We start from the raw sequence: 20,582 nt of genomic DNA, 5'->3' as shown, positions 1-20,582 counted from the left end.
CATCACCTCGATACAGGTCTACCCGGCGCAACGGTACGACCCGCGTTCGGAGGTCACCAGTCGACGCGGATTGAGGTGATCGGGGTCGGAGCCGACGCCCGGGTCTGCTCGGCCGAACGGGCCACTCCAGCGTCTGAAGGGGTCCGCGGCCGCGCGATCGGGCAGCATGGGAGAGGTGGGAGTAAACGCGACCAACGACGGCGAGGCGTTCGACCGGCTGTGCGCCCTCGTCGCGGCCGGCGGTGTCGCCGTCGTGAGCGGGGCGGGCATCTCGACCGACTCCGGCATCCCGGACTATCGGGGTCCGAACGGGGCTCTGCGCCGCCACACCCCGATGACCTACCAGCAGTTCACCAAGGAGCCGGGCGCCCGCCACCGCTACTGGGCCCGCAGCCACGCCGGCTGGCGGCAGGTCGCCCGGGCCGAGCCGAACGAGGGCCACCGCGCGGTGGCCCGGCTGGAACAGGCGGGGCTGGTCACCGGCATCGTCACCCAGAACGTCGACGAGCTGCACCAGCGCGCCGGTTCCCGTCAGGTGATCGATCTGCATGGAAGCCTGTCCCGTGTGGTGTGCGTCGACTGCGGGGAGGTGAGTCCGCGCCGCGACCTCGACGAGCGGCTGAGCGCGGCGAACCCGGGCTTCCGCATATCCGGGGCCCCCACCAACCCGGACGGTGACGTCACCCTTTCGGAGGAGGCGGTCGCCCAGTTCGTCATGGTCGCCTGCCGCGGCTGCGGCGGTGATCACCTGGAGCCGGACGTGGTGTTCTTCGGCGCGACCGTGCCGCGGCCCCGCGTGGCGCAGGCGTTCGACCTGGTCGAGGGCGCCCGCGCGTTGATGATCCTCGGATCGTCGCTGACCGTGATGTCGGGATATCGATTCGTTCTGCGAGCGGCGGAACTCGGTATTCCGGTCGCGATCGTCAACCAGGGGTCCACCCGCGGGGATAGCCGGGCGATGGTGCGTGTCGATGCTCCGCTCGGAACGCTGCTGCCCCGGTTGGCCGCCGTCGTCACCCGCGGCGAGCGGACGCTCGGACCGTCACGGACCGTGGCGTCCCTCGCCCTGACGGGGGATTCGCCCGCCGGGCTGTGAGGATGGGGCAATGCGATCGGTCTCCCGCCCCCAGCCCGCGAACGTGGCGTTCCGTCCCGCCACCGACAGCGCCGCCGAAGCGGCGGCGATCGTCGCTCTGGTCGAATCCGCGTACCGAGGGGAGTCCAGCCGGGCGGGGTGGACCACCGAGGCGGATCTGCTCGGCGGCCATCGCACGGATGTCGAGGAGGTCCGCGCCACCCTGACGGGCCCCCACGGGAGAGTCCTGCTCGCGGAGCATCCTCCCGGTCTCCTCGTGGGCTGCTGCCACGTGGAACGTCGGATCGAGCCGTCGGCGCATGGCGAAGCCGGCATGGTCCGGACGGGTGAGCTGGTGGCCCAGGCAGGCGGGGTCGAGGGATTGACCGGCGCGGGGATCACCGCCGCGGTGGGGGCCTACTTCGGCATGTTCGCCGTCAGCCCCACCCGGCAGGGGGCCGGTCTGGGCGGGGCGTTGCTGCGACTCGCCGAACGGCACGCCGTCACCGCCTGGTCGGCGGCGTGGATGGAGATGCAGGTCATCGCCCAGCGGACCGAACTCATCGACTGGTACCGCCGCAAGGGATATCTCCCGACCACGGCGACGCGACCGTTCCCCTACGCCGACGAGCGGTTCGGCCGCCCGCTGCGGCCCGACCTGTACTTCGTCGTCCTGCGCAAGCCGCTCGTCTGAGGCTGCGCCGATCCGGCCCGCTGACCCGACGTCCGATTCCCGCCAGCATCCGGGGGCGATCGCACCGAGAGTGGGGGCATGCGGACGGACGAGGGCCGATACGAGGCGGTGGCCAGCCGGGACGCCCGATTCGACGGCGCCTTCTACGTCGCCGTCACCTCCACGGGCATCTACTGCCGGCCGAGCTGCCCGGCGGTGACCCCGAAGCGGGCGAACGTCCGGTTCTTCCCGACGGCCGCGGCGGCGCACGGCGCCGGCTTCCGGGCCTGCCGGCGGTGCCGCCCGGACGCGGTGCCCGGCTCCGCCGAGTGGAACGTCCGCGCCGACGTGGTCGGCCGGGCGATGCGCCTGATCGGCGACGGTGTCGTCGACCGGGAAGGCGTGGTCGGCCTCGCCGCCCGGCTGGGCTACAGCGCCCGCCAGCTCCAACGGCACCTGACCGCCGAGGTGGGGGCCGGCCCGCTCGCCCTGGCCCGGGCGCAGCGTGCGCACACCGCTCGGCTGCTGCTGCAGGCGAGCGCCCTGCCCGCCACCGAGGTGGCCTTCGCCGCCGGCTTCGCGAGCGTCCGCCAGTTCAACGACACCATCCGAGCGGTCTACGCGGCGACGCCGAGTGACCTTCGTGGACCACGGTCGGCGCGCTCCGCCTCCCCCGGCAGGGGGGAGGGCGGACCCGCCGGCCCGGGCGGGCTGGTGGTCCGGCTGGGCTACCGCCGGCCGTACGCGGCGGGCGAGATGTTCGACTATCTGGCCCGCCGGGCGCTGCGCGGAGCCGAGGAGGTCGTCGGCGATCGCGGCCGGCGGACCTACCGGCGGACGCTGCGGCTCACCCGCGGACACGGCATCGCGGAGGTGGCCGAGCGCCAAGGCGCCGACGACGCCGGCTGGCTGGAGTGCCGCCTGTCCCTGAGCGACCTGCGCGATCTGACCGCCGCGGTCAGCCGGGTGCGGCGGCTGTTCGACCTGGACGCCGACCCACGGGCGGTCGCCGAGCGGCTCGGGGCCGATCCGGTCCTGGCGCCCCTGGTGGCCCGCCACCCGGGCCTGCGCGCCCCGGGGGCCACCGACGCGCACGAGCTGGCCGTGCGGGCGGTGCTCGGCCAGCATGTCTCGGTGCCCGCCGGGCGGCGCCTGGGTGAGACCCTGCTCGCCGCATACGGCGAACCGCTACCCACCCCGAGTGGAGGGCTCACCCTGCTGTTCCCCGGCGCCGACACGCTCGCCGACGCGTCTCTGCACGAGCTGGGCATGCCCGCGGCCCGCCGGGAGACGGTGCGCGCGCTCGCCGCCGCCCTCGCCGCCGGCGACGTCGAGCTCGACGCGGGCGTCGATCGCGCCGAGGCCGAACGGTCGCTGCTGACCGTGCGGGGCATCGGGCGCTGGACCGCCGGCTACATCCGGATGCGCGGGCTCGGCGACCCGGACGTGCTTCCCGCGGGCGACGCCGCCCTGCGGGCCGCACTGCGCCGCCACGATCTCGCCTCGAGTGTCGCCACGACCGCGGAGGCGGCCTGGGCGCCGTGGCGGTCCTACGCGGCGCACCACCTGTGGATCACGGCAGCGCCGCGGGCCGAGACGGCCGCCCCCGCCGAGACGGCCCGAGCCGAGGTCGCCCCGCTGCACACGGCGCGCCGCCCGGCATGACCATGCAGATGGAACCAGCCCCGATGGGCATGAACAGAAAGGATATGAGCCAATGATCGTGTACATGACGCTGACCAGCCCAGTGGGAGACCTGCTGTTGGTGGGCGCCGCGTCGGACCAGGCGCTCGGGGGGCTCGCCCTGGCCTCGCTGTCCATGCCGCAGCAGCGCGGCGCCCCGGCGATCGCGCCGCAGTGGCGGCGGGCTGAGCAGCCGTTCACCGAGGCCGCCCGGCAGATCGCCGAATACTTTGCCGGCGAGCGGCGCGCCTTCACCCTGCCCCTGCGCGCCCGGGGGACCGAGTTCCAGGAGCGGGTGTGGGAGGCGCTGGAGTCCATTCCCTACGGCACCACCGTCAGCTACGGCCAGCTCGCCGACCGGATCGGGGCCGATCGCCGTGACGTCCGCGCCGTCGGCACGGCCGTCGGCGCCAATCCCCTGCTGCTGGTGCGCCCGTGCCACCGGGTCATCGGGGCCGATGGGGCGCTGCGCGGGTTCGCCGCGGGCCTGCCCCGCAAGGAGTTCCTGCTGCGCCATGAAGGCGCGCTGGCGCCGACGCTGGACCTCGAGACCGCGCCGACAGCCACGGGCAGGAGCCGCGGGTGACGGCCGGCCCAGTCCGATCGGGGGCGGTCCCGGACAGTCTGGATGGGCCGGATGGAGTGGGCAGGGTGACGGCCTCGGCCGAACTGGCGGGTGCGGCGGGGGTGGACGTCGGGGAGTACGTGCGAGCGATGGACTGGTCCGCGCTCGCCGCGGAGCTGGACGCGATCGGCTGCGCCCTGACCGGCCCGCTACTCACCGTGGCGCAGTGCCAGGAGATCGCCGAGCTCTACGGCGACGACAAGCGCTTCCGGTCCACCGTGGACATGGGCCGTCACCGACTCGGGTCCGGGGAGTACCGCTACTTCGGCGATCCTCTTCCCCCGCCAGTCCGTGCCCTGCGCGCCGCGTTCTATCCATTTCTGCTACCCGTCGCCCGGCTGTGGGCCGCCCGGCTGGGCCGGGCCGCACCGTGGCCGGACACCCTCGACGCGTGGCTGGCCGACTGCCATCGTGCTGGGCAGCGCCTGCCCACGCCGCTGCTCCTGCGATACCGGGCGGGCGACTGGAACGCGCTGCACCGCGACCTTTACGGCGAGCTGGTTTTCCCACTCCAGATCGTGATCGGCCTTGACGCCCCCGGCGTGGACTACACCGGCGGCGAGTTCCTGCTCGTCGAGCAGAGGATGCGAGCCCAGTCCCGGGGCAGCGCCCACATCCTCCCAAGGGGCCATGCCCTGATCTTTACCACCCGGGACCGGCCGACTCCTTCGGCGCGAGGCTGGTCCGCCTCGCCCATGCGGCACGGAGTCAGCACCGTCCGAACAGGCGAGCGTCACACTCTTGGACTGATCTTCCACGACGCAGCCTGATCGGACCCCGCCGGCGCTGCACGAGGCACCGGCAGGGCCATCCGCCCATCCCCGGTTCGGCCCATCTCCCGGGTGGGCCGAGACAGGCTGCCCGGACACCGACGTGAGAGGGGGCCGGACGGGGCACAGCTATCAGTGACAGGCTGACCAGGCGCACCCGCATCCGCGTCTGCGCCGCCTCGGAGAGGATCGCCAGCGGCCGATGACCACCACCCAGGATCCACACCTGTCCGCGATCCGCGACGTCGAGCCGGCCACGCCGGAGGGCTGCGGCGAATGCCTGCGCTCCGGCGGCCGCTGGGTCCACCTGCGCCTCTGCCTGACCTGCGGCAACGTCGGCTGCTGCGACTCCTCGCCGTCCCGGCACGCCAGCGCTCATGCCGCCGGGCACAACCACCCGATCGTCCGCTCCTTCGAACCGGGCGAGGACTGGCGCTGGTGCTACGTCGACGAGGCCTACGTCTGACCCGTCGCCACGGTCAGGACCATCAGCCCTTCACGCAGAGCACGGCGTGCAGTTGGGCGACGATCTCGACGAGGTCGCTCTGGCGGGCGAGGACGGTGTCGATGTCCTTGTACGCCGCGGGGATCTCGTCGAGGACACCGGCGTCCTTGCGGCATTCGACCCCGCGGGTCTGGGCGGCGAGGTCGTCGACGGTGAACGTCCGCCGCGCCCGGTTGCGGCTCATCGTGCGGCCGGCGCCGTGGCTGGCGGAATGGAACGAGTCGGGGTTTCCCCGCCCGCGCACCAGGTAGGACCTTGTTCCCATCGAACCGGGGATGATGCCGTATTCGCCCTCCCGGGCGGAGATGGCGCCCTTGCGGGTGACGAGCACATCGGCGCCGAAGTGGTGTTCCTCGGCGACGTAGTTGTGGTGGCAGTTCACGAGGGCGAAGTCGCGGTCGCCGGCGTGCGGGCCGTCGGCCGGTGGGACGGGCACCCGCAACCCGGGCAGCGGTCCGCGCAGCGCCTCGACGGCCGCGGCGAGCATCAGGTCCCGGTTGCGCCGCGCGTACGTCTGCGCCCAGTGCAGGTCGTGGCGGTAGGCGCTCATCTCGGGGGTGCCGGCGAGGAACACGGCGAGGTCGCGGTCGGCCAGGCCGGCGTTGTGCTCGAGCTGCTTGGCGACGCGGATGTGGCCCTCGGCGAGCTCCTTGCCGACGTTGCGCGAACCGGAGTGCAACATGATCCAGACGGCGTCGTCGGTGTCCAGGCATACCTCGAGGAAGTGGTTGCCCGAGCCGAGGGTGCCCAGCTGGTTCATCGCCTTCGCCAGCCGCCCGGCGACGCGGGGATGCAGCGCGTCGTAGGTGCTCCACAGGTCGTCCTGGCGCCGGGCCCGCGCGGTTGGCTCCCGGTGGCCGGTCATCCCGACCGGGACGGCCGCCTCCAGCGCGGCCCGCAGCGGACCCAGGTCGTCGGGCAGGTCGGCCGCGGTGAGGTTGGTCCGCGCCGCGGCCATCCCGCAGCCGATGTCGACCCCGACGGCGGCGGGGGAGACGGCATCACGCAGGGCGATCACGGAGCCGACCGTGGCGCCGTAGCCAAGGTGCACGTCGGGCATCACCGCGACATGGTGATGGATGTAGGGCAGGGACGCGACATTGCGCAGCTGGTCCAGCGCGGCGCTTTCGACCTCCTCGGGCCGGGTCCACAGCCAGATCGGGTGCGCCGCTGCGTCGAGCGTCGCGACGGGGCTCATCGGTTGGTTCCTTCCCTCGACGGGGGGCGGGGTCTCGCTATTAACCTCTTGCCGGCCGAACGCATTCAACCCGGTCACCCGGATTCCTGCGGGCGGCCCGAATCAGGGGTTCGCGCCGAAGGTTCCTCGTCACCGGAAGCTCGGGAACAAGCCGGCCCGGGTGGCTTCATCGGCACCGAAGCCCGGTCGGGGAGAATTCATGCTTCGGCTTCCATGCCGCTCCGCCCGTTCAGGATGCCCGGTTCACGACCGCCCGGCGAATGATTTTCCGCCTTGGTGCGGGGCGGCGTGGATCAGTGCGGGTCAGCGTGGCGCGTCGCGGCCGCGGGCCGGCAGGAGGGGAGCGGCCCGCAGCAGGGCCAGCAGCGGGCCGAGTTCTTCCGGGACCGGCTCGGAGAAGGTCCGCACGGCGTGCTTGCCCGGCTGGTCGGCTGCCGGGGTGTAGTCGACCTCGAGGGTGTAGACGAACCGGTCCGCGCCCTTGACCCGCTCACCTTCGACCGGCCCACCCTGCGGCGCGGCGCCCCCGGCCCGCCGGTCCGGCCCGCCGGCCGGTGCGACCGCCTCGCGGGCCAGCGCGCGCAGCCGGACGGCCTCCGACTCGGGCAGGTCGGCGCTGTCCAGCCCTCGCCGGACCGACCGTCCCAGCAGCCCGCCGGATCGTTCCAACACCACCCGGACGCGTCCCGCCTCGCCTGCCATGGCGCCATTGTGCGCCGGGTCGGGCCGGGGCCGCCCCGCGCCGGGTGCCCATCGGACCGGCCCCATGTGTCCACCGGCGGCGAGCGCCGCGTTACCGACCGGTCGGGTCAGCTCTGGGCGGATAGTTGTGGAACGGGTATCAGGATCCGGCTCCGGGGCCGGTCGGGTTCCGGCCGAAATATTCCCCTTACCTGTGTGAGTTGTAACGGCGCTTGAGTTTCGGGTGGGTTCACAACCGAGCCGTTTACCGCTCGATGGTTTCCGATCGTCGGACGTCCTTGGAATCCCGGGCGGTCGGTGGGGGTAGGAGTACCGCGTGAATGAAGTGAGGTGATCCGGCGTTCCCGTCGATCCCGGACCGCGTACTGTCTTACCGGTATACGGCTCTTTTTCGATGGTTTCCGATCGTAGGACGTCCTGCGATCTTCCGGTGGGGGAGAGGTACTCGCCATGAATGTCGTACGCGGGCCGGAGTTGATTGCGGAGCGGCCGGTGCGGCCACCGGGACCGGTTCCGGCGGCCGCCGTACCACCGGCGATGTCGATCCCGCCGCCGGAGCCGGCCGACTCCGGCGTGCGCCTGCTCGCTCCGGACGGCACCCGGGTCACCGACCCGCGCTTCGTCGCCCTCGCCGACCACGACCTGTGCCGGACGTTCTACTCGTCGATGGTGCTGGCACGCCGCCTGGACGAGGAAGCCACGGCCCTGCAGCGGCAGGGTGAACTGGTGCTGTGGATCCCGCTGCGCGGGCAGGAGGCGGCGCAGGTCGGTTCCGCGGCGGCGATCAGGGCGCACGACTTCGTCTTCCCCAGCTACCGCGAGCACGCCGTCGCCTGGCACCTGGGGGTGCCGGCCGCCGAGGTCATCCGCCTGCTGCGCGGGGTGAGCCACGACGGCTGGGATGCGGCGAAGCACCACATGGCCAACTATGCGATCGTCCTGGCCTCGCAGACCCTGCATGCCGTCGGCTACGGAATGGGCATGGTGTTCGACGGCGCGGCCGGCACCGGCGATCCGGACCGCGACGGCGCCGTGCTGGTCTACCTCGGCGACGGCGCGATGAGCCAGGGCGACGCCAACGAGGCGTTCGTCTGGGCGGCGAGCTTCGGCGCGCCGGTGGTGTTCCTCTGCCAGAACAACCAGTGGGCGATCTCCACCCCGACCCGGCGGCAGTCGGCGATGCAGCTGGCGCGGCGCGCCGACGGGTTCGGCTTCCCGGGCGTGCGCGTCGACGGCAACGACGTGCTCGCCATGCACGCGGTCACCACCTGGGCACTCGAGCATGCTCGCGGTGGCGGCGGCCCGGTTCTCATCGAGGCCAACACCTACCGGATGGCGCCCCACACCACCTCGGACGATGCAACCCGGTACCAGCCGGCCGCGGAGCTCGCGATCTGGCGGGCGCGGGACCCCATCGACCGACTTCGGCTGCTGCTGGCCGCCGACGTGGCCGCCGGCTGGTTCGACGAGGTCCGCGAGCACGCCGACGACGCCGCGGCCGACCTGCGCCGCGACTGCCTCGCCCTGGACCCGCCGCCCGCGGTCACCATGTTCGGCAACGTCTCCGTGGACGAGACGGTCGACCAGCGGACTCAGCGAGAATGGTTCACCGCCTACCGGGACTCCTTCCTGTAGCCACGGTCGACCTCGGTGCGGGCGCGACCTATGCTTTCCCCGGGGGCTTGCAGGAGGAGGGATCCGCGACGACCATCGAGGGGCGTGCGGTGCAGCAGGCTGCGACGACGACGTCGCCAGGCCAGGCGGCTGCCTCCGGGACGGAGACGGCTGCGGTGCCTGGCCAGCCGGCCACGAGCGACCCCTGGACTCCTCCCCCCGGTGCCGATGCGCCCCCGGGCGCTGAGGCTGATGCGACCGACGCGTTCGGGGACGCGCTCGGGTCGACGTTCGTCTCCGCGAATCCGGTCACCGGCGCGGTCGTGGGTCGGTTTCCGGTGTCCTCACCGCAGCAGGTTGCGGCCGCGGTGGTGGCCGCCCGCGCCGCGGCACCCTGGTGGGCCGGGCTCGGTGCCGCCGGGCGCCGCGAGCACCTGCTGCGCTGGGCCGCCCACCTCGTTCGCCACGACGGCGAGCTTGTCGAGCTGCTCCACGCGGAGAACGGCAAGTCCGCCGCCGACGCCCGCATCGAACTGCTGCTCACCCTCGAACACATCCGCTGGGCGGCCCGCAACGCCGCCCGCGTGCTGCGCACGCGTCGGGTACTTCCCGGCCCGTTCCTGGCCAATCACACCGCCCGGGTGGAGTATCGCCCCCTCGGCGTCGTCGGGGTGATCGGGCCGTGGAACTACCCGCTGCTGACCCCGGTCGGCTCGATCGCGTACGCCCTCGCCGCCGGCAACCCGGTGGTGTTCAAGCCCAGCGAGTACACCCCGGCGCTGGGCAGCCGGCTGGTGTCGTCCTTCGCCGCCGCGAACCCGGCCGCCCCCGCCGGGGTGCTGGGCGTGGTCACCGGGTTCGGTGCCACCGGCGCCGCGCTCTGCGCCGCCGGCGCCGACAAGATCGCTTTCACCGGTTCCCCGGCCAGCGGCCGCAAGGTGATGGCGGCCTGCGCGCAGTCGCTGACCCCGGTCGTCATCGAGTGCGGCGGCAAGGACCCGTGCATTGTCGCCGACGACGCCGACGTGGTCGCCGCCGCCCGCGCGGCTGCCTGGGGGGCGATGTCGAACGCCGGGCAGACCTGCGCCGGCGTCGAACGGATCTACGTCACCACGGCGATCGCCGAGCCGTTCCTCGCCGAGCTCCGCCGGGTCCTGACCGGGGTGCGGCCGGGTGGCGAGCCGGACGCCCCCTATGGCGCGATGACGACGCCGGGCCAGGCCACCGTCGTGCGCCGCCACGTCTGCGACGCGCTGGCCCGCGGCGCGACGGCCCTGCTCGGCGGAGTCGACGCGGTGGGCGAGACGTTCATCTCCCCGATCGTCCTCGTCGACGTCCCTGAGGACAGCCCTGCTGTGCAGGAGGAGACCTTCGGTCCCGTCGTCACCGTGCGTGTCGTCGCCGACGTCGACGAGGCCGTCGCCCTTGCCAACGGTACCCCGTACGCGCTGGGGGCCACGGTGTTCTCCCGCCGCCGCGGCGACGAGATCGCCCGTCGACTCGACGCCGGCATGGTGTCGGTCAACGCTGTGCTCTCCTTCGCCGGGATACCCGCCCTGCCCTTCGGGGGCAGCGGCGAAAGCGGCTTCGGCCGGGTGCACGGCGCCGAGGGGCTGCGCGAGTTCGCCCGTCCCCGCTCGGTGGCCACGCTGCGCCTGCCGCTGCCCGGCACCACGCTGGCCGCCTTCCAACGCCCGCCCGGGCTGCTCGCCGCGGTCGGCTGGGCCGCCCGCCGCCGCCACGGCCGCGCCTCGGCCACCCCCTCCGACCGCTGACCCGCGTCCCGCGACAGCCCGCCGGTGGCCGAGTACCGGCGGCCGAGTGCTGATTGTCGGGTGCCGATTGCGGTCGAACCGGGCGACATACCGCCCATAGGCCCTGCCCGGGCGGCGGGCGTCGAAGAGGGCATCTAGCGTGGTCGGGTCAACACGGAACCTGGGGGTTCTCATGACTCTACGTCGCAGAATTGCCGTTTCGGTGATGATCGGTGCACTCATCCTGGTAGGAGGACTTACCGGCGTCGCCTCGGCGGCGTCGAGCGCGGTGGGCGCGCCCGCGCTCAGCGTCGCAAAGGCGTCATCGGTCGTACGCGCCGCCGGCTACACGCCGATCTCACTGGGCGGCTACGACCAGAACAGCGGCCTCAGTGTGATCGTCGGGCTGCGCTCGACCTCCGTGGACGGGCACCCACAGCGGGCGTTCTTCTTCCACCGCGGGGCCCTCGTCGGCCGGGACTCGGCTCAGGCGAGCGCGACGATCCGCTGGATCTGGTCCACCGACCGGGTGGTGGCCCTGCAGTACGACCTCTACAAGCCGGGCGATCCGATGTGCTGCCCGACCGCCGGCGGGGCCACGGTCCGCTACCAGTGGAACGGCTCCTCGGTGACGCCGCTCGACCCGATCCCGAGCGCCACCTCCTCCGCCTCGGCGAGCCGCCGCTGACCAGTTCGGCGGTCATCCCGGCCGTGCCGGACGCGGGGGCCCCGCGCCCGGCACGGGCCGCGACGCCCTGACGGGTCGGTGTTCAGTGGCCCTCGGCGGCCTCGACCAGTTCGGTGAGCACTCCGCCGAGCCCCTTGGGGTGGACGAAGGCGATCCGGCTGCCGGCGGTGCCGTGCACCGGGGTCTTGTTGACCAGATCGAAACCGGTGGTGGTCAGCGCGGCCAGGGCGCTGTCGATGTCAGCCACGCCGTAGGCGATGTGGTGGATGCCCGGGCCCCGCTTGGCCAGGAACTTCCCCACCGGGCTGTCCTCGCGTAGCGGCTCGAGCAGCTGGACGTAGGAGTTGCCGGCCTCGCCGCCGTGTACCAGCAGCATCGCCTCGCGCACGCCCTGCCGGTCGTTGTCCTCCTGATGCACGACCTTCAGGCCGAACGCCTCCTCGTAGCGCGGAATCGCCTCGGCCAGCGAAGCCACCGCGATCCCGACGTGATCGATCCTGGTCAGCACAACGCTCTCCTCGTTCCGCCGGCCGGGCGGCCGGATCCTGCCGATGATGGTGCCCGCGACGAGCGGCCTCCGGGCTGGGCCTCGACACAGACATTGCCCGTTCGTGACCCTCGCGTCGACCGATGCGGGCAGATGGCGCAGGTGACGGCGGTCGCGGTGGTGCCCGGGGCGGTCCGGCGGCCGGCGGCCCGGTCGGGGTGCGCGGCGCCTGCGCGGACCGGGTCGGGGGTCGTCCGGGGGCGCACGGTGATCCGAAGCGACCCGTATCGGCTTGCTGTCCGGAACGTCGTAGAGTCGTCTGTTATCAGCCATACTCCCGGCGTCGAGCCACGAACGTTAGGGTCACCTTGTCCACGACGCGTCGCGATCCATCCGCGCTCCGCGCGGCCCGCGGAACCACGTATCAGATAGGTGAGGTGGCCGAGCGGGTCGGGCTCTCGTTGCGCACGGTCCGGTACTACGAGGAGGCCGGGCTGCTCACCACCGCCGGCCGTACCCCCGGCGGTTTCCGTCTTTATGGCGACGAGGCCGTCGACCGCTTGCTCGTCATCAAGAAGATGAAATCCCTCGGATTCACCCTCGAGGAGATGCGCTCGCTGCTGTCGGTCCGCGACGAGCTGTCCGATCCGAAGATTTCCGACGCCCGCCGCGCCGAGCTGCGCGAGCTGTTGCGTACCTGGGTCGTGCTGGCCGAGGAGAAGCTCGCCACCCTGCGTCAGCAGGCCGGCGTCGCCGAGGACTTCGTTATCGGTCTGCACGGCGACGCGGACCGATCGGCATAACGCATCGTTAGTCCACCGTCCGATCGGCGGCTGTTGAGCGTTGACACATAGTGCCAGGTCACCGGCTACGGTAGCCGCGTGGGGCGCATCGGTCCGCCGGGCCTGAAGATTACGCGAGGTGACGAAGCGGGCCCTGGCGTGTCCCCTGTGGGCTCGGTTCCGACCGCTTCGGAAGGCTCGCCGACCCGCGTCGCCGTCCCGTCCCGGTCCCGGTCGAGGGAGTGCCCGCAGGGACCCGCGAGTAGTCGGATTCGTGGTGGACCCGCCGCCGGTCAGCGATTACCAGATCTTTACCGCTTTTGTGTAGCCGCGGATAGCCGACGCGTAGACGCTAGATCTCTGAACACCAGCCGCCAAGCTCACCTGATAAGGGTTGAATTGTCCACAACCAGCAGCGCCAGGTCTTCCGCCGACGCCCGCGACGGGCGCTACGAGATCGGTGACGTCGCCATCCTGGTGACCTTGTCCCTGCGTACCGCCAGGTTCTACGAGGAAGCGGGCCTTCTCGTCGCCGTGGGTCGCTCGCCGGGCGGTTTCCCGCTCTATGACGATGACGCCCTCGATCGATTCTTTCTGATCAAGAAGATGAAGCCGTTGGGTTTCACGGTGGAGGAGATGCGTTCACTGCTCACACTGCGTGAGCGGATGGCCCAGCCGGGGCTGTCTCCGCAGCTGCGCGCCGAGCTTCAGGACCGGCTGCAGACCTGGGTCAGCCTGGCCGAGGAGAAGCTCGCCTCGCTGCAGGAACAGGTGCGCCTCGCCGAGGATTTCATGATCGGTCTGCGTGACGACACGGCCCGGTCGCTGCGAGGCGACGCCGACGCGGACGGATCCGGGCATGGCTCCACCCGGCCGGCCGTCGGCGGTTGGCCCGACCTGGACGACTCCATCCTCGACTTCCTCGATGACCCGTTCGGCGGCGACGAGCACTAACGTCGCGGCCTGTCTGCCCTGAGCAGATCTGCTGCCGGCAGATCGTCGGTACAGGAGCGTCTTTCCCGGTGACTCTGGAGGGGCCGGCCCTTCGTCGAACGCGACGAGTCCCGACCCGGCCGGCGGGAGGACACGTCTCATGATCGACATATCGGCGACGCACGCGGGGCCCGGCGGTGGCCGGCCCCGTCGCCCCGCCGCCCAGGCCGGCACCGCCGGCACCGCCGACGACCAGGTGTTCGGCCGGCTGCTGGAGAACCGCATCGTCTTCCTCGGCGCCGTGGTGGAGGACGCCGTCGCCAACGCGATCAGCGCGAAGCTGCTGCTGCTCGCCGCCGAGGACCCGATCTCCGACATCTACCTCTACATCAACTCGCCCGGTGGTTCGGTGAGCGCCGGCATGGCGATCTACGACACGATGCAGTACGTCGGCAACGACGTGGCCACCGTCGCCCTCGGCTTCGCCGGCTCCATGGGCCAGTTCCTGCTCTGCGCCGGCGCCGCGGGCAAGCGTTACGCCCTCCCCCACGCGCGGATCATGATGCATCAGCCGTCGGGAGGGATCGGGGGCACCGCCGCCGACATCTCCATCCAGGCCGAGCAGATGCTGTACACGAAGCGGACGCTGCAGCAGCGCATCGCCTTCCACAGCGGGCAGACCGTCGAGCAGATCGAAGCCGACTCCGACCGCGACCGGTGGTTCACCGCCGAGGAGGCCCGCGACTACGGCCTGGTCGACCACGTTGTCGAACGGGTCGATCAGGTGCCCAGCGGCGTCGGCGGCGCCGCTCTCGGCCCGCGCCGCGCGGCCGGCCGCACCGGCTTCGGCCCCGCCGGGAGTGCCCGGTGAACGCCGGCTGGCCGGTCCACGCCGGCCTCGGCGCGCCGAACGCCCAGCATCTGCCGAACGCCCGCCACATGCCGACCGCCCGCCACGTCCTGCCCAACATCGTGGAGCGGACGTCGCGCGGCGAGTACTCGATGGACCCGTACTCGAAGCTGCTCAAGGAGCGGATCGTCTTCCTCGGCGTTCAGATCGACGACGTGTCGGCGAACGACGTGATGGCGCAGCTGCTGTTCCTGGAGTCGGAGGATCCGGACCGGGACATCTCGATCTACATCAACTCGCCGGGTGGGTCGTTCACGTCGCTGACGGCGATCTACGACACGATGCAGTTCGTGCGGCCGGACATCTCGACGATCTGCATGGGTCAGGCGGCGTCGGCGGCGGCGGTGCTGCTGGCGGCGGGGACCCCGGGCAAGCGCTTCGCCCTGGCCCACAGCCGCATCCTCATCCACCAGCCGTCGGCGCAGGGGGAGGGCCAGTCCAGCGACCTGGAGATCCAGGCCCGCGAGATCCTGCGGATACGCGCCCTGCAGGAGACCCTGCTGGCCCGGCACACCGGCCACAGCGAGACGGAGATCCGTCGCGACACCGAGCGCGACAAGATCTTCAGCGCCGAGGAGGCCCGCGACTACGGCCTCATCGACGACGTCATCGCCAGCCGCAAGTCGACGACCGCGCGCCCGGTGGCCGGCGTGGCCTGACCCCACCCCGGTGATCCGGCCGCCAGTGGACCCCGGCCGGATCACCGAGTGCTCCCCGAGGTAAACCGGCCAGCGCCGCCGTTCGTACGTACCCAGCTGCGGAGCCAGCGCGCGGATTTCGACGTCCGTCCTCGACCGATCTCACTCAGCTTGCGAATTTGGTCTGTCGAAGCCGAAGAGTTATCGGAGTCACCTGGCGGGTGGAGTACAGGATCCCCGGCCAACGGATGTTGTCTGGCCCAGACGGAACTTGCGAGAGGAGCAAGGCGTATCATCTCCGGCGTGTCTGTCGATGTCTCCGTGGGGGAACTGAAGAGGTCGTGTGCGTCACTGCGTGGTACGGCGGTGCGGTCCAGGGAGGAGACGTGGGAAGATAGCTCGGCGGCCCATCTACTTGGCTTCTACAGTGTCGAATGCGGGCTGAAGGCCGCATACCTCGGAAAACGAGGAATCGGGGCTCGTGGCACTAGCGCCCTACCGGACTATCTACGTACGCACAATCTCCGAGAGCTTGCCAAGGAGCTTCGTATCAGGGATGGTCTGGCTGGGTTGTCCTCCTGTCGGCGGAGGTGGCCTCGCGAGCAGCGGGTGCAACACCAGGAACTCCACGAAGCCTGGAGGTATGGCGCTGCACTCCACGAGGAGGACGAGAAGCGGGTGCTGTCGTCCCTCTGGGCTCTGAGTGAATGGTGTCGGAAGGAGCACGGGCTGTGACGTCCATCGGGGCGATCCCGACCCCGGACCACCTCTATACCTGGGTGGATGTGGACGAGCACTTCATCATGTTGGCGGTGCACGGTCACTGGCCTGACTGGCTGTTCGAGGTGAGCGCGTTCTGGGACGGTGTGGAGTTCACGGTGGCCGAGGGAACTGCCGAGACCGATCTGTGGGAATGGCTGAAGGCTGCGCTGGGCCCGCTGACCGTTGATCCCGATGGCGAGGCGATTCTGCTCGATGCCGAAGGCGCGGGGCGCTCGTTCCCTGTTGAGGTGCGCTCCGCGGTGGAGCCGGCCAAACACCTACGGCGACCGCATTGGGCGGAAAGGCGGGTCGTGCGCCAGGTAGCCGAAAGGCTGCCGCAGCCGGCTGACGAAAAGTTCCGCGACGACGTGGAGATTTGCGCGTTCCACTCGTTCAAAGGCGGTGTCGGTCGTACGCTGCACTGTCTCGCGCTCGCGCGAGAGTTGGCCATCCGCCCCTCCCGCACCGCCGGTAAACGTAACGTCCTGTTGATTGACGCGGATCTGGAAGCGCCGGGAATCACATGGATGCTCGAAGCTCAGGGGACACGGATCGACTTCTCCTTCGAGGACTTCCTTGCGCTGCTGCATGGCGTGACGGACGAGGACAACCGGCGAGAGGTCATGGCCCTCGGCCGGAGATCGCTGCTGAACCAGCAGTTGGAAGGCATAGTGGTGATGCCGGCGCGTCGGAACCGCGGCCGGTTCGGTCCGCCGGTCATCGAGCCGGTTGACCTCCTGACCGAGGACCGTTCGCCGTATTTCCTTACCGAAGCCATCGCCGAGCTCGCTCACAGCGTCGATGCCGACACCGTTCTGATCGATCTGAGAGCGGGTGCGAGTGAGCTGAACTCGCCCGTTCTCCTGGACGCCAGAGTGTCACGTGTTCTCGTCACGACGATGAGCGACCAGTCGCTACAGGGAACCCGGCTCATCTTGCGAGAGATAGCGCGACGGGCGCCATCTCAACGACCCGCAGATCCACCGTGCCAGGTCGTTATCACCCAGTTCCTGGAGAAGGATCATTCGGAGCGGGTCGGTGCGGCGGTGAAGGATCTGCAGGATGGTCTGGCTGCGACTGTGGCGGCGTCCCTCGGCAGTGAGGGTGAGGGTGAGGACGAGTCGACGGGATCGGTGGATCGGGAGATCGACTTCGAGCCGATCACCAGCCCGTTCGATCCGCGTCTGCTTGCCCTTCCCGCGAGCTGGATCGACAACGCGGGCCTCCTTGCGGAGGTCGAGCTGCATTCCCACCTCATCCCGCTCGTCGACGGCCTACGGCCCCTACCCGCGCCATCCGGATCGGCAGACGACGCGCAGACCAGCGGTGTCCTACGCCTACAGCGCGAGCACCTGCGCGACGTCGCCGAACGGCTCACGTATGCCGAGACCGCGGCTGGATTGGAGAGGCTGCTTCCCACCGAGCCGCTGCTGAACCTGGTATCCGCACATCGGACCGAGGCCCCCATCGAGGTTGTAGTTGGGGCAAAGGGTTCGGGAAAGACATTCACGCACCTGCATCTATGTAGACGACAGACCTGGCTGGAGTTCGCCAGTGAGGTAGGGGTCAACGATGTTGAGCTTGCTGCAGATCTGGTACCCGTCCTCACTTCGACGAATCTCGGACACGACGTCGCTCGTGATGTCGAAGACGTGCGGACGGCTGCTGCCCACCGATTGACTGGTTCGTCGCCCGCCGCGTTGCTGGAGCTGCGCGAACTCATTACTACGGCGCTTGTCGAGGAACTGGATGAGGCCGCCTGGCGGCGGATCTGGCTTACGACCTTCGCGAGATCCGCAGGGTTCCTCGCGACTCCGGACGACGCGGAGATGACGCTTACGGGTCTCGCCAGAAACAATCATGTGATCTTCGTTCTGGACGGTCTGGAGGACCTCTTCCAGGAGTTCAGTAGCGATGGTCGGCAACAACGGGCGTTGCGTGCTCTGCTTGTCGGGTGTACCGAGTGGTTGCGATCCCTGCGTGGCCGTCCGCTGGGGCTCATTGTCTTCATTCGGCGAGATCTCGTGTTCAGTGCAATTCAACAGAATACCGATCAATTCTTGGCTCGCCACCGCCAGTACGAACTGCGATGGAATCGCGTCGAGGCACTGCGGCTGGTGGCCTGGGTATGCGAACGCGCCGAAATTTCTGCGTTCTCCGGGGTGGAGGGCGGGGCGCGCGAAATACACGAAAGCAAGCTGAGCCAGCTGTTGTACGCGGTGTGGGGGCAGAAGATGGGAACGCAGAAGTCCCGGGAGGCTCGGTCGGAGGAATGGTTCCTCGCGGCCCTCTCTGACTTCCGGCTGCAAGTTCAGGCGCGGGATATTGTTTCATTTCTCTCGGTGGCGGCACGGCTCTCCGCCGAGGACGGGACCGCCGATACGCGATGGCCCGACCGGCTCCTCACTCCCAACGCCATGCGGCGAGCGCTTCCAGTATGCAGTGACGAGAGGATCAGTGCGATATCTCAGGAGAACCCGCCCGTCGGCGATCTCTTTGAACGGATGCGCAGACTTCCGGAGGAGGCGAAGAGGGTGCCTCTGGATCTATCCACCGTTGGCCTTAGCGGGATCGAGGCGCGACTACTCGAGGTCAACGGAGTTCTCTTTCGGGAGGATGACCAGTTTTGGATGCCGGAGATCTACCGTCACGGGCTCGGTTTCCGGGGAACGGGGCGCCCACGAGTGCTCGCCATGGCGAAACTAGCCCGAGGCCGTGGTAGCGCTGGCTGAGGAGACGCATCGAGTCATCCTCGACTTCGCCCGGCCGCGGCGTCAGGCGTCGTGCCAGGTGCGCCGGCGGCGCGCCGAGGCGTAGATCGCTTCGATGTCCGCCGGTTGCCAGACTCCGGTCAGCGTGTCGAAAGCGTCGGCGATCAGGTCGTGGTGCGTCGCGTAGACGTCCTTGAGCGAGGGCTCCACGGCGAGGGTGTCCGCCTCGACGAAGACCAGCACCCCGGCGACGGCGACGGGAAAACCACAGGCGCCGCTCAGTGCCACGGATGCGCGGTTCGCTTCTTTCCGGGACTTCTCGACGTACCAGTGGGGCCGGCCGCCGTTTACTGTGGCCGCGCGGTCGCCGACCCATATTCGCGCGCCGCGGTGGTTCTTGGTGTTGAGGGTGAAGAGGCCGCCCGAGCCGATCAGCAGGTGATCGATATCCACGTCCCGCGGCAACGGTATGCCAGCTTTCCGCTTCCGGCCGAGGGCGCCGGAGCAGACGGTCGGCCAGTGCGCGCCAGAATCCGGGGTCAGCTCCGCGGCTTTCGCGTGGATCGCCAGGCCGGGAGGACTGCCCGCGAGGTCGTCCGGACGGTTAGCCCGGCCAGCGACACTTTGGCGCTATCGCCGGGCGGGCCTGCTTTCCACCGATATACGCAACGCGCGCCCGGAACGTTGCGATGTGATTCCCGGGCGATCGTCCCGACCAGCGCACGCGCAGGGAACGAGCCGTCGTGGTACGCGGTCAGCCGTCCCGCCCCGGCGAACGCGGTGTCCACATGTCGCCGTAGCGCGAGTGGGCGCAGTGTCCGATCAGTCCGCGGACGCGGACACGGGAGTGGCGGCCTCGGGAGTGGCGGCCTCGGGCCGGACCGGCGCCCACGGCCAGGGCGGGTCGGGGAGGTCCCGGCGCAGCGCCGGGGCGACCGCGGCCTGGAACAGCTCCAGGCTCGCCCGGTGCTCGGCGGCGGGCAACCCACCGGCCTCGGCGTGCAGGTGCAGCACGCTGTGGCCGAACTGCTCGTGGTAGCGGTGCACCTTGTCGACGATCTGCTCGGGGCTGCCGATCAGCGCGGAGCTGCGTTCGACGAAGTCCTCGAGCGTCGGGAACACCGGCTCGAGGCCCATCGAACGTTGGAAGGCGAGCTGCCCGGCGAACACCGGCGCGTAGGCGGCGATGGCGTCCTGGGAGCGCCGCGCCACGTGGAAACCGGCCGTGCCGGCGCCGACCGTGGCCAGCGCCGGGTCGTGGCCGTACTCCGCCCAGCGCTGCCGGTAGTAGTGGACCAGCTCGGCATACGGTTCGATCGGGTTGGTGACGTTGGCGGAGAACAGCGGGTCGCCGTAGCGGGCGGCGAGGTCGACCGATTCGCGGCTGGTGGCGCTGCCGTGCCAGACCCGGATCGGCTGCTGGAACGGGCGTGGCCAGACCTCGGCCTCGTGCAGCGCGGGCCGGTAGCGTGGCTGCGCGGTGATCGTGTCCTGCCGCCAGATCTGGCGGAACAGCTCGTAGGACTCGGCGTTGCGATCCCACTGGTCCTCGGGGGTGACGGCGAACAGTTCCCGCTGCGCCGTGCCGTTGCCCTTGCCGATGATCAGGTCGAGCCGGCCGTCGGAGAGGTTGTCGAGGGTGGCGTAGTCCTCGTAGGCGCGTACCGGGTCGAGCAGGCTCAGGGTCGTCACCGCGGTGAACAGCCGGATCCGCGAGGTGCGCGCCGCGAGGTGGCTGAGCACGACCGGCGGCGAGGAGGAGATGAACGGCCGCTCGTGCCGCTCACCGACGCCGAACCCGTCGAAACCCAGCTCCTCGGCCAGCACCGCGCTGTCGACCACCTCGTGTAGCCGGTCCCGGGTCGACGGGGTGACGCCGGTGACCGGATCCGGCCGATGGACGATCAGGGTGATGACAAGGAACCGCATGATGCCTCCCCGCTGGGTGTTCGCCGGTCAGCCTGCTGAGGGAACCCGGGCCGACTTCGGGCGGGTGGTCCGCCCGACCGGCCCGGTGGGGCGGCGTGGGTTCGCCGGCGGGCAGGTGCGGCCGGCGGACCCGGGGTGAGGGC

At 70.6% G+C, this 20,582-nt stretch carries 20 protein-coding genes; 15 read left to right on the top strand and 5 right to left on the bottom strand.

Annotated features, from left to right (window positions below; all coding sequences use genetic code 11):
- The first annotated feature begins 166 nt into the window (after positions 1-166).
- The 6 genes from NBZ85_RS05635 (at position 167) to NBZ85_RS05610 (ending at position 5,292) form a co-directional block, all read left to right on the top strand.
- The gene (locus NBZ85_RS05635) at positions 167-1,096 is read left to right on the top strand and encodes an NAD-dependent protein deacetylase (protein ID WP_261554133.1); all 930 of its coding nucleotides are present in this window, start codon (positions 167-169) and stop codon (positions 1,094-1,096) included.
- 10 nt (positions 1,097-1,106) lie between these two features.
- Positions 1,107-1,769, top strand: coding sequence for a GNAT family N-acetyltransferase (locus tag NBZ85_RS05630; protein WP_261554134.1), 663 nt, complete (start codon positions 1,107-1,109; stop codon positions 1,767-1,769).
- A 78-nt stretch (positions 1,770-1,847) separates the two neighbouring features.
- Positions 1,848-3,413 (top strand): AlkA N-terminal domain-containing protein, encoded by a 1,566-nt coding sequence (locus tag NBZ85_RS05625; RefSeq protein WP_261561580.1) that lies wholly within the window; start codon positions 1,848-1,850, stop codon positions 3,411-3,413.
- 52 nt (positions 3,414-3,465) lie between these two features.
- Positions 3,466-4,017: a methylated-DNA--[protein]-cysteine S-methyltransferase gene (locus tag NBZ85_RS05620; RefSeq protein WP_261561579.1), complete on the top strand. Its 552-nt coding sequence runs from the start codon at positions 3,466-3,468 to the stop codon at positions 4,015-4,017.
- Positions 4,018-4,082: 65 nt separating this feature from the next.
- The gene (locus tag NBZ85_RS05615) at positions 4,083-4,826 is read left to right on the top strand and encodes a 2OG-Fe(II) oxygenase (protein ID WP_261554136.1); all 744 of its coding nucleotides are present in this window, start codon (positions 4,083-4,085) and stop codon (positions 4,824-4,826) included.
- Positions 4,827-5,028: 202 nt separating this feature from the next.
- The gene (locus NBZ85_RS05610) at positions 5,029-5,292 is read left to right on the top strand and encodes a UBP-type zinc finger domain-containing protein (RefSeq protein ID WP_261554137.1); all 264 of its coding nucleotides are present in this window, start codon (positions 5,029-5,031) and stop codon (positions 5,290-5,292) included.
- A gap of 22 nt (positions 5,293-5,314) precedes the next feature.
- Here the strand turns inward: NBZ85_RS05610 and NBZ85_RS05605 are convergent, their stop codons facing one another.
- On the bottom strand, positions 5,315-6,529 hold the full coding sequence (locus NBZ85_RS05605; protein ID WP_261554138.1) for an RtcB family protein: 1,215 nt from the start codon (positions 6,527-6,529) through the stop codon (positions 5,315-5,317).
- Positions 6,530-6,832: 303 nt separating this feature from the next.
- Positions 6,833-7,231 carry a protealysin inhibitor emfourin gene (locus tag NBZ85_RS05600; RefSeq protein WP_261554139.1) on the bottom strand — a complete coding sequence of 133 codons (399 nt, stop codon included), beginning with the start codon at positions 7,229-7,231 and terminating at the stop codon, positions 6,833-6,835.
- 450 nt (positions 7,232-7,681) lie between these two features.
- Here NBZ85_RS05600 and NBZ85_RS05595 point away from each other — a divergent pair, with 450 nt between their 5' ends.
- From NBZ85_RS05595 to NBZ85_RS05585, 3 genes are all read left to right on the top strand, one after another.
- Positions 7,682-8,866, top strand: a complete 1,185-nt coding sequence (locus NBZ85_RS05595) for a thiamine pyrophosphate-dependent enzyme (RefSeq protein ID WP_261561578.1) — start codon at positions 7,682-7,684, stop codon at positions 8,864-8,866.
- 155 nt (positions 8,867-9,021) lie between these two features.
- Positions 9,022-10,620 (top strand): aldehyde dehydrogenase family protein, encoded by a 1,599-nt coding sequence (locus NBZ85_RS05590; protein WP_261554160.1) that lies wholly within the window; start codon positions 9,022-9,024, stop codon positions 10,618-10,620.
- A 205-nt stretch (positions 10,621-10,825) separates the two neighbouring features.
- Complete coding sequence (locus tag NBZ85_RS05585; protein WP_261554161.1) at positions 10,826-11,287, top strand: LppP/LprE family lipoprotein; 462 nt, start codon at positions 10,826-10,828, stop codon at positions 11,285-11,287.
- A gap of 82 nt (positions 11,288-11,369) precedes the next feature.
- On the opposite strand, the gene mce is transcribed toward NBZ85_RS05585, so the two are convergent.
- Positions 11,370-11,795 (bottom strand): methylmalonyl-CoA epimerase, encoded by a 426-nt coding sequence (mce, locus tag NBZ85_RS05580; RefSeq protein WP_261554141.1) that lies wholly within the window; start codon positions 11,793-11,795, stop codon positions 11,370-11,372.
- Between the two features lie 347 nt (positions 11,796-12,142).
- Here mce and NBZ85_RS05575 point away from each other — a divergent pair, with 347 nt between their 5' ends.
- From NBZ85_RS05575 to NBZ85_RS05555, 5 genes are all read left to right on the top strand, one after another.
- A complete protein-coding gene (locus tag NBZ85_RS05575) occupies positions 12,143-12,577 on the top strand; it encodes a MerR family transcriptional regulator (protein WP_041940731.1) in 435 nt (144 codons plus the stop codon).
- A 378-nt stretch (positions 12,578-12,955) separates the two neighbouring features.
- Complete coding sequence (locus NBZ85_RS05570) at positions 12,956-13,510, top strand: MerR family transcriptional regulator (RefSeq protein WP_261554142.1); 555 nt, start codon at positions 12,956-12,958, stop codon at positions 13,508-13,510.
- Between the two features lie 139 nt (positions 13,511-13,649).
- Complete coding sequence (locus NBZ85_RS05565; protein ID WP_261554143.1) at positions 13,650-14,360, top strand: ClpP family protease; 711 nt, start codon at positions 13,650-13,652, stop codon at positions 14,358-14,360.
- A 68-nt stretch (positions 14,361-14,428) separates the two neighbouring features.
- The gene (locus NBZ85_RS05560; protein WP_261554162.1) at positions 14,429-15,058 is read left to right on the top strand and encodes an ATP-dependent Clp protease proteolytic subunit; all 630 of its coding nucleotides are present in this window, start codon (positions 14,429-14,431) and stop codon (positions 15,056-15,058) included.
- Between the two features lie 710 nt (positions 15,059-15,768).
- Positions 15,769-18,531, top strand: a complete 2,763-nt coding sequence (locus NBZ85_RS05555) for a ParA family protein (protein WP_261561577.1) — start codon at positions 15,769-15,771, stop codon at positions 18,529-18,531.
- 42 nt (positions 18,532-18,573) lie between these two features.
- Here NBZ85_RS05555 and NBZ85_RS05550 read toward each other — a convergent pair whose 3' ends face one another.
- Both NBZ85_RS05550 and NBZ85_RS05545 read right to left on the bottom strand, forming a co-directional pair.
- Positions 18,574-18,963: a nuclease-related domain-containing protein gene (locus NBZ85_RS05550; protein ID WP_438803060.1), complete on the bottom strand. Its 390-nt coding sequence runs from the start codon at positions 18,961-18,963 to the stop codon at positions 18,574-18,576.
- 369 nt (positions 18,964-19,332) lie between these two features.
- Positions 19,333-20,439, bottom strand: coding sequence for an LLM class flavin-dependent oxidoreductase (locus NBZ85_RS05545; RefSeq protein WP_261554146.1), 1,107 nt, complete (start codon positions 20,437-20,439; stop codon positions 19,333-19,335).
- Between NBZ85_RS05545 and NBZ85_RS05540 the strand changes: the two genes are divergently transcribed.
- Entirely contained in the window at positions 20,438-20,578 is a 141-nt protein-coding gene (locus NBZ85_RS05540) for a hypothetical protein (protein ID WP_261561576.1), read from the top strand. The genes NBZ85_RS05545 and NBZ85_RS05540 overlap by 2 nt on opposite strands.
- The last annotated feature ends 4 nt before the right edge of the window (positions 20,579-20,582 follow it).

This window comes from Frankia tisae (assembly GCF_025403405.1).
Lineage (GTDB): Bacteria > Actinomycetota > Actinomycetes > Frankiales > Frankiaceae > Frankia > Frankia tisai.
The sequence above is the reverse complement of the archived record's forward strand: the minus strand, read 5'-3'. Positions and strand labels throughout refer to the sequence as shown.